8 protein-coding genes and 1 pseudogene are annotated in these 13,158 nt (G+C 33.7%); all 9 read left to right on the top strand.

Annotation, left to right across the window (positions count from 1 at the left end; all coding sequences use genetic code 11):
* Positions 1–380: 380 nt before the first annotated feature.
* Positions 381–1,592 (top strand): annotated as a pseudogene (locus ACYSNX_RS04320) (IS5 family transposase); the annotation flags it as partial.
* Between the two features lie 728 nt (positions 1,593–2,320).
* On the top strand, positions 2,321–4,537 hold the full coding sequence (locus ACYSNX_RS04315) for a sensor histidine kinase (protein WP_461753461.1): 2,217 nt from the start codon (positions 2,321–2,323) through the stop codon (positions 4,535–4,537).
* A gap of 10 nt (positions 4,538–4,547) precedes the next feature.
* Entirely contained in the window at positions 4,548–5,174 is a 627-nt protein-coding gene (locus ACYSNX_RS04310; protein WP_461753460.1) for a response regulator, read from the top strand.
* A 166-nt stretch (positions 5,175–5,340) separates the two neighbouring features.
* Positions 5,341–6,030 carry a hypothetical protein gene (locus tag ACYSNX_RS04305; protein WP_461753459.1) on the top strand — a complete coding sequence of 230 codons (690 nt, stop codon included), beginning with the start codon at positions 5,341–5,343 and terminating at the stop codon, positions 6,028–6,030.
* A gap of 5 nt (positions 6,031–6,035) precedes the next feature.
* The gene (locus ACYSNX_RS04300) at positions 6,036–8,099 is read left to right on the top strand and encodes a hypothetical protein (protein ID WP_461753458.1); all 2,064 of its coding nucleotides are present in this window, start codon (positions 6,036–6,038) and stop codon (positions 8,097–8,099) included.
* Between the two features lie 25 nt (positions 8,100–8,124).
* The gene (locus ACYSNX_RS04295) at positions 8,125–9,393 is read left to right on the top strand and encodes a hypothetical protein (RefSeq protein WP_461753457.1); all 1,269 of its coding nucleotides are present in this window, start codon (positions 8,125–8,127) and stop codon (positions 9,391–9,393) included.
* A gap of 681 nt (positions 9,394–10,074) precedes the next feature.
* A complete protein-coding gene (locus ACYSNX_RS04290) occupies positions 10,075–11,904 on the top strand; it encodes a carbohydrate binding domain-containing protein (protein WP_461753456.1) in 1,830 nt (609 codons plus the stop codon).
* A 401-nt stretch (positions 11,905–12,305) separates the two neighbouring features.
* A complete protein-coding gene (locus tag ACYSNX_RS04285) occupies positions 12,306–12,887 on the top strand; it encodes a hypothetical protein (RefSeq protein ID WP_461753455.1) in 582 nt (193 codons plus the stop codon).
* Positions 12,888–12,946: 59 nt separating this feature from the next.
* Positions 12,947–13,135: a hypothetical protein gene (locus tag ACYSNX_RS04280; RefSeq protein ID WP_461753454.1), complete on the top strand. Its 189-nt coding sequence runs from the start codon at positions 12,947–12,949 to the stop codon at positions 13,133–13,135.
* Positions 13,136–13,158: the final 23 nt, after the last annotated feature.

Genomic DNA, 13,158 nt, shown 5'->3' with positions numbered 1-13,158 from the left:
AACCCATATAAATGGCTAAAATATGTCCTTGAGAATATTAAATCCATCAACCACAAGAATATTGCAAACCTTTATCCACATAACTACAAGAATCTAAACTTAGATACCGTAGAATAATTATTTTATCTCTCTAGTAGTACTAGAACATAAAAACCATTTTTTTACAAAATCATATACTGCTACGCAAAAGCAGTAATGCCATACACTTTTTTGCTAACTGTAAAAAGAAGTTAAGTGAATCCATATAAAAGCACAGAATACGTCCTTGAGAATATTCGATCACAAGAATATTACAGAGCCCTACCCATGTAATCACAAGAACCTTAATTTATACCTTAGAATAATTATTTAATCCCACAAGATGTACCTGGTCGGCTGGATACGAAGAAGCTTTTTTACTGCTTTATTGTGCAGATAACGGACGTCCTGCAAAGCCTATTCGCTTAATGGTTGGATTATTGATTTTAAAGCACTTAAGAAATGTTTCCGATGAGAGCGTGGTAGAACAATGGAGTGAGAATGCTTACTATCAGTACTTCTGTGGGGAGGATTCTTTTGTTCCCAAGGAGCCATGTGACGCTTCAGATCTTGTACATTTCCGGCATAGAATAGGTCAACAAGGAGTAGAATTAATCTTCAAAGAAAGTATTCACATAAATGGTAAGGATAGTGATGATGAACACGTAAACATCGATATTACAGTCCAGGAAAAGAACATAACTTTCCCTACCGATGGGAAATTACATTGAAAAATTATTGATAAATGCAAGCAAATAGCTAAATAACAAGCTATTGTTGTTAGACAAACTTACACAAAAACCCTAAAGAAACTATTTGTTGATCAAAGCTTTAGGAATCACCCTAGAAATAAAGCTAAGGCAAGAAAAGCAGATCTGAAGTTAAAAACTATAGCAGGAAGATTAGTCAGAGAACTACAGCGAAAACTACCTGCAGATTCTGCTTATTTACCCACTTTGTCTTTGTATGAAAGAGTTTTAAGTCAGTCAAGAGCTTCGAAAGACAAAATTTACTCCCTTGATGAGCCTGAAGTTTGCTGTATTTCTAAGGGAAAAGAACATAAGAAATATGAATTTGGCAACAAGGCGTCCTTTGTAAAAACAGACACCGGAGTGATTGTTGGAGCTATGGGATTTCCCAATCAGTAGGATGGACATACTTTAGATCCAGTTTTAGATCCAGTTGAAAGACTAACAGGGAAAAGTCCTGTAAATGCAAAGGTGGATCGTGGTTATAGAGGTAAGAGTAAAGTAAGAAACACCACTATCCTAATACCCTCAACTCCCAAGAAAACAGATAGTTATTACAAAAGAAAGAAATTGAGCAATGCCCACAAAAAAAGAGCGAGCATTGAACCAATTATTGGACACATTAAAGCAGATCACCGTTTAAACCGCAATTTCTACAAAGGAATTGCTGGAGATAATATCAATATTATGCTTGCAGCAGCTGCATTTAACTTTAAAAGGATGATCAATAAATGGAAATCCTTTTTTGTCTTATTCTTAGAAGCAGTATTTCAAGCTACTTATTACAGAAGTCTTTTTTCAAATCACTTTAAAGTAGCTTTTTAAGGCTCGACTAAGTACATTAATAGCTTTGTTTATACTTGTTAATTTGTTTTTTAACCTTGTTTTTAGTAACTATTTAGACAATCTATTCAAAAGGATACTTTTTTGTGGATCATCGTTCTCTATAATTGTGTTGTTCATGAATGCAATTATAAAACCTAATTTATCAAATAATACTAAGAAAAACTTACCACTTCTTTTATACTCTATTTTGTTTTTCTCTTTTCCGCTAGTTTATATATTTGGCTATATTACTGGTTGGGAATTTACAATCTTCTTCATTTTATTAATTATTAATGACATGTTGAAGTCAAGTATAGTTGTTAAAATTAGTTTGTACATTATAATCTTACTTCTTCTATTTCTAGTGAAACTCCTTTTCTAAGGATTTCAAAATTGGAGTGAATTTTTTTTGCATATGGACAGGTTATCTAAAAAAATTACAGTTTGGAGTTTTTAGATAGCTTTTTTTATTCTTTTATATTTATGCCTTTATCAATCTAATGCTCTTAGTCAGTTTTTATAGCTGAAAATAGGGATTGGCTAGTAAGTTGGGGTGTGTTACTTTTGTAATAAGCTAAAAAGTATCAATTGGGCCCAAATCCAGTTATTATGTGGCTTAAAAAAGCGAAGAATTTCAAAGTAACTCTTACTTTTGTAGGAATGGACTTTGCATATAGGTCTTATGCCTACTATAGTTTATAGTAATGGCAGGGCAAAAAACAGATAAAATGATAAAAAGAATATTTCTTACCTTATTGGCTTTATTTTTATGCAATATTAGTGTGCACTCCCAAGAGGTATTGGATTCGCTTAAAGTCAAGTATGAGGCCAAAAGTAAGTTGGGAACACAAAGGTATTATGCCGCTGGACAATACATCAGTGCTCTTTTTTTTAATCAACAACAAGAATTAGCCCATGAAGTTTTTCAAGAAAATATTGCATTAGCACTTAAGGAAAAAGATGGTAAGTATGCAGCCAATCTTTATGCTATAGATGCAATGAATCAAAGGTTGTCGGAGAACTATATTACCTCTGCTCAGAGTTTACAAGCTGCTAGTGCTTCTGCATTGTCTACTTTGGATCAAGAAACGAAGGGGTATGTAAGTTATGCAACAGGTTGGCTTCAAGTTAGAAATGGTCAAGAGGCAGAGGGAGTACGAAGCTTTGTAAAGGCTATTGAACACTTCAATAAGGCAGAAAACTCCTCTACTTTAGCTGGTAGAAAATCCACTGTTTATAAAGAGTTAGCTGCTATTTATGCCAATTGGCAAGAGTATGAATTACAAGAAAAATATAGTCTACTTGCTTTAGATCTCGCTAAAGAACAAGTAGATGCTTTAGGTATCTTTAATGCCTATATGCTTATGGGTAATATGTATGAAACCCAATATGCCCAGGATCCTAGGCAAGAAAATAAAAGAGACTTAGCAGAAACCTATTATTTAGAGGCGATTCAGACCTATTATGATCATAAAAGCGAGATTCCTTTTGCCTCTCATTTATCTTTTGTAGCCATTAATTTAGCCTCATTGTATTTGAGTGCTTACCCGGAGTCTTATCAGTCCAAGGTGGAGTATTACGCTAATTTAGCCATTGAGGTAGCCACTCAAACCCAGCAATATACCCACTTAGCCTCAGGTTATGGTATTTTGGCAGAAATCGCATTAAGTAAAGCAGAGGTAGAAAAAGCCAAACAATATCTATTACTTTCTTTAACTGAAGTATCTAAAAATACCTTAGGAGACTTAAATATCACCCTTAGTGTCTTGGAGGCCTTAGCAGATATTAGTGAGCAACAAGGAAATTACAAAGAAGCATTAGAGTATTATAAAGCCTATCAGCATACCTTTAAGACGCTCTATAAGCAAGACCAAATGGAGCTTAGCAAACGTCTAGAGGCTCAATTCAATAAGCAAAAGCAAGAAAAGGAACTAGGGGAACTGAATTTAAAGATGCAAAAGAAAGAGCATGAGCTTACTTTAATGCAAGCCATTAGTCTGCAGCAAAAGCAGGAGTTTGAGAACTTAAAACTTCGTCAAGAGAATCAGAGTAAGGAACTTAAATTAACCCAATTAGAAAGTCAAAAAAACAGTCAAGAATTAAAGCTAGCTCAACTAGAGTCCAAGGCGCGTATAGAAGATATTCAAAACTATAAAAATGAAATAATCTATAAAGAAAAACTAACCACCTATTATATTGTATTTATAGGGGTTTTCTTTTTAGTATTGGTTTTACTTTCCTATGCCTTACGCCAAAGAGTAAGGAGTATGCGAAAGGATAAGGAATTGTATAAGGCCACTTTAGATCAGCAAAAGCAGGATGCAAAGATTGCAACCCTTATGGCTATTTTAGAGGGGCAGGAAAAAGAAAGAGGAAGAATCTCAAGGGATTTACACGATGGATTAGGAGGAGCTCTATCTAGTACTAAAATTGGCCTGTCGGTGGTTCAACATCAAGTGCCTAAGGAATTGCAAGGGGAGTTTGATAAAAGTATGGCACAGCTCGATGGAGCTGTAGAAGAATTGAGGCGTATTGCTCATAATTTGATGCCAGATTTATTAGAGCGTTATGGCCTTAAAGTAGCCTTGCAAGATTATGCCACTAGAATGAGTCGTGAAGGTTTACAAGTGGATGTGCAGTTTTTAAACTTTGATAATTCTTTAGAAAAAGACAAAGAGCTAATTGTTTACCGCATTATACAAGAATTAACCAATAACGCTTTGAAACACGCTAAGGCTAGCTCTATCTTAATTCAGCTTGCTCAAGATAATCAAAGCTACCATCTAACAGTGGAAGACGATGGGGTAGGTTTTGATTTGGATAAAATAAAGGGGAATAACTCCGCGGGGATGCACAATATTCAGTCAAGGATAGACTTTTTAAAAGGAAGTCTTCATGTGGACTCACAAATAGGAATAGGAACAAGTATAGAAATTACATTTTAAAGATAAATAGATGATACATATAGCCATTACAGATGATCACCCTTTACTTTTAGAGGGACTTACAACCATACTATCAAAAGAGGAAAACTTTCAGGTAGTAGGATGTTATGCTGATGCCCAAAAAATGCACCAAGGACTAGCTCAAACTAGCGTTGATGTGCTTTTATTGGATATCAACTTACCAGATGCCAATAGCATTGAACTTATTGAGCCTTTAAAACAAAAATACCCGGACTTACATATCATCATCATTAGTGTACACAATGAGTATGCTGTTATTAATAGTGTGATGCAGCAAGGAGCCAAAGGGTATATTCAAAAGAATGCATCGGTGGAGTATATCATTGAGGCTATTCATAGTATCATGGCAGGAGAAACATTTTTATGCCCACAAACCCAAGAGGTAATTCAAAAAAAGGCAGATGGAGCATTAAATAGCGTTCCAAAATTAACAAGAAGGGAAAAGGAAATCCTTTTGGAAGCTGCCCAAGGATTAACAACTAGTGAAATGGCAGAAAAACTATTTATTTCTCCTCACACTGTAGAGAGTCACCGTAAGAATTTAATTGAGAAGTTTGGAACAAAGAACCTAAGCTCTGCTATAAAATTGGCAACTGAATATGGTTTAATCTCCTAAAAAGGATATAAACCACTAGTTTCGGGGATAGGATGACCTTGCAAGAAACAGTATATTTGTAATAGAATAAAATCAATGCTATATTAATAATGTAAAAGTAAAATATTTCGTATTTTTAACTTATTATTTATAGATAACTACTGTTATAGTAGTAAAAAGTATATTTATGTTAAAAAAGATTGCCTCTAAAATACTCCTGGTACTTCTGTTTCTAAGTAGTAGTCTACTTATGAGTTGTTTTGACTTTATAGAAGAGATTAATATTTCTGAGAACGGTTCAGGAAGTATAAAGGCTACACTGAATATTAGCCAAAGTAAAACCCAAATGGCAACTTTGCTAAAATTAGATCAAGTAGCGGGTAATAAAATACCAAATGAAGGTCAAATAAGGCAGAAAACACAAGAAGTAGTTGAGATATTAGAAAATGCAAAAGGGATAAGCAATGTGGAGTATACATTAGACTTCACAAATTACATTGCTAAATTATCCTGCGATTTTGCTTCCGTGGAAGATTTAAATCACTTTAACGCCACACTAGCTAAACACTTCAATAGTACGTTTTCGAAAAATATTGCCTACAGCTACGATAAAAAAAATCAATTAGTAAGTAAAAAGTTTACCTATGACCCTAGTTATGCTAAGGTATTAGAGAAGTTCAATCCAAAAGATATCCAGGCTTTAAAGCAGGCCAATTATACACAGGTTTTGAAATTTAAGCAAGATATCGTAGAAACTTCTCACCCTTTAGCTAGGATTTCACCTAGTAAAAAAGCAGTATTACTTCAGGTAAGTGTAGTGGATTTTATTCAAGGGAACACCAGCTTATCTAATACAATTCATTTGAATAAACAATAAACACTATGAAAATAAAACACATTAGTTTAACCCTATTATGCGCTATAGCTGCATTTAAGGTCCAGGCCCAAGATTTATCTAGTAAAATACCAAGTAATCCTGAGTTTGTTTTAACTGTAAACAATAAGGCTATTTTACAAAATGGGACAACAGAGCTAGTAAATGAGTTTTTAGAAAAAACAGGAATATATAAAGAGCTTTCTAATACCCAAGAGGTACATTCTTTGGATCAATTGGCATTGGATTTACAAAGAAACGCTTATATGTACAATACAGTCACGGATAGTGTTTCTTATATGGTTGCTTTATTACCTTTAAAAAATAGCAGTTATTTACCAGAAGAAATTTTTCCAAAAGTTGGTAATTTACCACAAGTGGATGGTTTTAATGTAAATTACATAGAACATTTACAGGCTGTTGTGGCATATAATAACAACACTTTAATGGTTGTTTATCCTTCTTTGAAAGATCCTTATTTTGAAAGAGAAGATGTTATAGAGCACTATGGTTTAGTACCAGAGGCAACGCAAAATTATTGGGACTATGATTATTCTTATGATGAGGATGAGCAAGACCAAAGTCAGCAGTGGGAGGCTTATGACTTTGAACAAGCCCAGGAGCATGCGCCAGGTTGTGAGCACTACAAAGAGCCTGAAGTAGAGTATGCTGTCGCAGAAAGTGAAAGTACGGATTACCAAGGTGATTATGCAGCCAAGAGCAAAGAAATTACAGAAGCTTACCACCCAAGTGAGGAGCCTAAAACTGGTGTTGCACTGCATGAATATGAGCAGGCCGATGAGTATTATGGTGTAGACTACGAGGGAGCTTATGATGCTTATCAAACTACTGATGGAGTTTTACTTCCAGGGTTATATGAAAAATCACAGAATGAGATTATTTTAGATAGCTTATCTAAAGAGTGGTTAGTACAAGCTTTACCCGGGATAATTTCTCCCAAAAATGTACTTAGCCAAAATAAAAAGATTATCTTAAAGGATAATTCTACTTTAGTGCGTTTTTGGGCTAATGATTTCAATGCGTTCTACTCCAACTTACTAGGTACATCTGATGCTCTAGACCCATTTGGATTGAATCTAAATGCTTTCAAATCAGGATATAGTCAGTTGCAGGCAGATTTAGTAGTTCAAGGGAATGTGCTGAAACTTACAGCCGAAGCAGCCATGGATAAGGATTTTGCAACTTATACCAAGAAAGTTTTAAAGCATAAGATAAATCCTAAAATCAAGCAGTATATCCCTTCTGAGCACCTTGGATTTATGAGCTTAAATGTTAACATGCAAGAATATATCCAAAGAACACCAGGGATGTTCTACCAGCAATATGGTAAGTTCATATCAGGATCAGATGATATTGTACTGGCAGTAACTACAGCTTTAGAAGTTACCTTAGATAGTAAAGGGATTTCTAATATGCTACCTGGAGATATGGTTGTTTTTATAAATGACGTACAAGAGGTAACTAAACACTATACTTCTTATGAGTGGGATGATGACTATAACTTAGTGGAAGAGGAAAAGACAAAGCAAGTGAGCCAGGCTCAGTTTTTAGCCATAGGAACTTCAAAGGATCAAAGACTATTTAAAGCTCTTTTACAAATTGGAATCAATAAAAATGATTTTACCTATGATTCCAATACTGGTATATACACTCTCCCTGATACATCAGATCTAATGCAGGTTTACATGTACTTTAAAGGCGATTTAATGTTTGTAGGGTCAGATTATAAACAAATACAAAGTATTTCCAATGGAACCTTTAAAGCAGATCCTTTAAATACAACAAGAAAAGAACTGTCTAAAGGACATCCTTTAAACATTGTATTTCATACAGATAAGCTAAGTGAAGTACTAGAAAACCTAGATTTTCCTTTTCAAGGCCCTTTAGAAAAAGCAGTTCCAGATTTAAAAAATTATGGGGATATTCAAATATATTCTTCCATAAAGGGATCTAATAAAGTATACTCAGAAATTAGTGTTTCTTTTCCAAATCAGAAAAACGCTACTGCTTTGAGTTATCTACTAACACAAATCACTAATTTGTACAAATAAGTATAATATATAGTATAGTTTAATTATGAAAAAAGCCGCAAAGTACCTTGTTATAGGCGTTGTTTTATTGGTTATTGCTTTGTTTGTAGCATACAAATATCGACAAAGTCAAGCTAAAAATCAGTTAGTAGATCCTCAGGCCACTAGCATTTTAGCCATTGCGGTAGATGATATGGTATGGAATAATCTAAGGACTTTGTTTTTAGATTCTAAAAAGAGCGATTCTACAAGCTCAGATGCTAAACAATGGGCTGAGTACTTATGGAAGACACCTGGAGTTTCTATACCATCTAAACTATATATGTTTACTAAAGAAACAAGCTCCTATGGTTTTTATGGTATCTTAAAAGTAAAGAACTACGATAATTGCTTCTCCTATTTTGCTACAGATCATGCCCAAGAAATGGAATTCTTAGACAAGGAAAAATCGGTGGTTTCTCTAAGGGTAAATCCCTATGTCAGTATAGTATTTAACCAAGAGTATCTAGTATATAGTATTAGTGCTGATAAAAATATAGACGACTTAGGTTTACTGCAAACTCTTCAATCTAAAGACTCCTGGGTAAAGGTGAAAGATTTAGATGCTTTCTATAATCAAATGCCAACTGGAGATATCAGCTTTTTAAATAAGGAGAAAAATTTAAGTATAGCAGCTAATCTAAAGGACCATACGTTGTCTTTTGAAATAGATAGATACTTAGATAGACAATTGGAGACTCAAATGTGGCAAAGGCAGTTTAAGAAAGATAATTTAGCACTTTGGATGACCTATTCCATGGATTTAGAGCAAATACCAGGTCTTTATCCTATAGTTAGCGATTTGCTTAAATTAGAGCAGCCAACACCTATTAATTATGTAGATGTAAGTTTGGCTAAAGATCTTACATTAGTTACAACCACTAAGGTGGTAATGGATTATGACCAGGACTTCAATCAAGTAGAGTCTACCGTAGAGTATTCTCAAGAACTTCCATGGCTTAGCTATAGCTTTTTACAAGAAGATGTAACCTCTGAGGTTTTACAAAAGACACTGTCTCCTGGTTTTGAGCTTTTAGAAGAAAAGGATTTTGTTTTAGCCTCTGCAAAGCTCGGTGATAATCTTTCTTTTGAAAAGGTAGAAACAATTTCACCTCTACAGGGGTATATAGACTTTGCTAATTTACCTACTTTTACAAAAGACGAGGTAATAACCGAATTACAAAAAAATAATGTGGTAGTAGAATTCTCTAGTGAAACTACCTCGTTAACCTCTATTAAAGTATGGGGTAAAATATCGTGGAAAAATAAAAATTAGCTTACAGTTTTTAAATAATATCACAAGGGGTTGTCTCACAATTGAAGACAACCCCTTTTTTACTTAATAAATATCGTGCTTTACTTAGTATAATTTAATTATTTAATCTGAAATATAAATTATACCTAATAATTTACTCCTGAATGACAGCTAGGTAACCTTTATGAGATAGCCCCTTTTTTAGTTAATGCTCCTTAATGTTTTTCTTTGTTTTATAAGTGTAGACTTTCTTACTTATACTAGTAGTATGTGAAAAGTACCACTATAAAAGGGGTAGTAAACTAAAAATAGCCTAATTTGATTTTATAAAACTATTTTTATTAAAAAAAGAGGGCTAGAAAAGATTGCATTTGTTAAATAATAGGCTAATTTTTGTTAAAAACACTGTTTAAATAATAGCAAATTTCTAAATAATTAGAATAAAGACTACCTTTGCACTCAAATTTAGGAGCAAATCTAGTTTTTGGGTTTATTAGTGTTGAAAAGTACTATAATGACTTTGTTTTCAGAGCTTTGTAAAACAGCTTTATTTGGTTTATTAAGCTTTTTTGTAAATTTATTTACCAGGTTATAACAGTGCTTTTTCCCTTTTTAATGCCCAGTGAATTAGAGAGATTTCAACTCTTTTTGTACCTATATTTTTAACACCTATTAACGACTATTTTTTTGAAAATTTATTACATGACAAAAAATTTACAATTTTTATCCTCTGCAGTAATAGAGAGGAATAAACAAACTTTGGGTTATTGGTTTATTGCTTTGCTATCTATGCTTACAATGGGGTATAGTTATGGGCAAAAAGTGGTTTTCCATGAGGATTTTGGAAATCATACTACAAGAACTCCTTCTCAAAATATACCCCAAGCTGGGGGAGATGCTAATTTGGATAATACTTTCTCAACACATGGTGGGAAATTTTATCGTTTTGCAGATCCAACAGAAGATTGGGACCCAAAAGAGACTAATTCAACTTTATACCAAAACGTAATTAGTGATGGGTATTATGCCATTATTAATCCTGATAAAATTTACAGTGAAATAGGTGTGGATGAAAATGGGAATTTTAAATGGCCTGAAGGCTGGGATCAGTTCTGGAGACAAAATGCTCAAAGTCTTAGAGAAGATAAGACCAAAGATTTCGGAGCAGTATTAGCTGTGAATGGAGGGGAGGTTTTAAACCAGTTTTATCGTCGAGGTATAGAACTTGAAGCAGGAAAGAAGTATAAATTTTCTGTATGGGCATTTGCTAATATGCAAAATAACATTGCCTTTCAATTTGAGGTGCAAAATACTTTATCAGAAGGAAAATTAGGTGGTTCAAAGCCAATGTCTACTAAGGTGAAAGATACATGGGAAGAATTCTCTTGGACGTTTTCTATTCCACAAGCGAGTGATTGTTCGAAATTGAATGCAGATACGGCATATATAGCTATTGCACTTCGTAATGCTATATCCATAAACGGAGGGAACGATTTTTTTATTGATGATATCATGATTACGGAATTACCAGATGATGCTGATGTTGATGCGGAATTGATATGTGAAGATTTTGCTGAGTATGTATCACCAGTTAATCCAGCGGATAATACTTTTTTATTTTCAGCTCCAAATAAAAACATTATTGATAATGATGTTATTTATGTAGGAAAAGAAAATACTCCAACTGCTGTTATTTTAGAAGGGGAGAATAAAAATGCTACTATTGCACCAATTGGTAATTGGCCAGAAGGTTTTGAGTTAGACTTGGAAACAGGTGAGCTTATTGTAAGTCCAGATGCTAGTTTACCAGAACATCCTTTAGAGTATAGTTTATGTAACTTATTAGGGGTTTGTGAAACAGCATTTATCTACTTAGCAGAAGACTGTAGTATAGACGGTATTACAGAGGTGAACTTAATGGAGCTTTATACCTCATCTATACCAACAGGAGCAGAAATCCATTGGTATACTACTTCAGATAGACAAGATGGTACTAAGGTAGTTGATCATACTGAGGCAGGTGAGGGTACTTATTATGCTTTTGAATTTGTAAATGGAGCATATACTAAAAGTGTATCTACAATTTCAACTAACGTTGTAGCACAGCCACAATGTATAGCGGATGTAGCAGTTGTAAAAACTGTTGCTAAAGATACCGTATACTATAAAGATTTAGTGGAATTTACTATTGAAGTGACTAATCTAGAGTTAAAGGAAGCAAAAACCTATACTGCTATAGATGTGGTGGTAGAAGATATATTACCAGGAGGGTTAGTTTTTGTAAGCGCTGAGGCTACAGAAGGTAGTTTTGATAAAGAGACAGGTGAGTGGAAATTAGAATCCTTAAGGGTGGGAGAGGTAGAAACATTGACAATAACTGTTCGTATGGAAGCCCAAAAAGTAGTTGAAAATATTGCTACAGTTACTACTAGAACAGAAGACATAGATAAGACTAATAATACATCTTCGGCTAGTGTTTCTTTAGAGAGCGTTTTAATTAGTAATCCTATGATTTACCAAAGAGTAGACTAAGGATTTTAAATAAAACTTTGCTAGTGAAATAAGTGCTAGATAAGGTATAATAAGATTGACTATTGGGTTATTTACCTGATAGTCAATTTTTTTTAGGCATATGTTCTATCAAAAGTTATATTAATAAACTTTATTATATTTTAAATTCAAGTAAGACCCGAGGATAGGCGATTACTAAATTATTAAGCTTCGAGAGGAACTAGTACAATTAACGTTTCTTAGTTCAATAAGAGGTTAAATAAAATTGTTCATTTTAGCCTTTACTTCTTTGGTTATTTTTATTTACAATTGTTCTTTTGTTATTGTGCTGAAATATAGTGTATTACAGTAGTGTAGATTCATAGACCTTACTTTTATACTTTAAAACCCCTTCTATATTTAACATAAGAAAAGATTGCTCTATGGATAATGTCTTTATCACCTTTAAACCAAAATGTGGGATAGTCAAAAAATACGTAGACTACTATTATTTAGATAGTAGACCTAGTAATCAGCTTCGTGTATACGACTGTTTTGCTCACTACAATACTTCCATCTCACTTTACCAAAGTCATTATAGATTAGAAGATAATTCGGGTGTAGAATTCCATGAAAATGCAGGCTTCTTACAGTTATATACTCCAATTCGACAAGATACACTAAGAGTTACTCAAAAAGGGACTTTAAACCGTGTTGTAATTGTTTTTCATCCTTTGGGAATGAATCAATTTTTTGTTGATTTAGATCAAAAAACTACTTGTAGCATAGTAGATTTATTTTCTCAAGGGGAATTAATAGAGTTATTCCAAAACAGGGATATACAGGTTTTAACTCATCTACTAGATGGTTTTTTACACAACAGATATAGGCAGTTTGAAAACAAGCTTCTAAGTCAAGGGGTGCAGGATATACTAGAGGATTATTTAGAACTTCACATAAATGATTTAACTTCTAGTTTAAAAGTATGTAGGCAGTATTTAAACCGCTTGTCACTCAGCATCTAGGACTTAGCGCTAAAAGGTTTCAGCAAATAGTTCGCTTTAGAAAGTCTTTTCAATCTAAAATGTCTTCGAAGGACACAGTAGATTGGGCCACAGCGGCCTATCAAAATGGATTTAGTTGTCCTTCCCATTTAAATAAGCTCTATAAAAGTATAACAGGTTACACTCCTGTAGACTTTTTAAGCAAAGGGACTCTTATAGGCCAGGAGGATACCTTTCCTTTTGGCATGAAAAGAAATAAACAAGGTTAGTTTCCAAATCTACCATTGTCTAA

This window comes from Myroides sp. LJL115 (assembly GCF_054871665.1).
The sequence above is the reverse complement of the archived record's forward strand: the minus strand, read 5'-3'. Positions and strand labels throughout refer to the sequence as shown.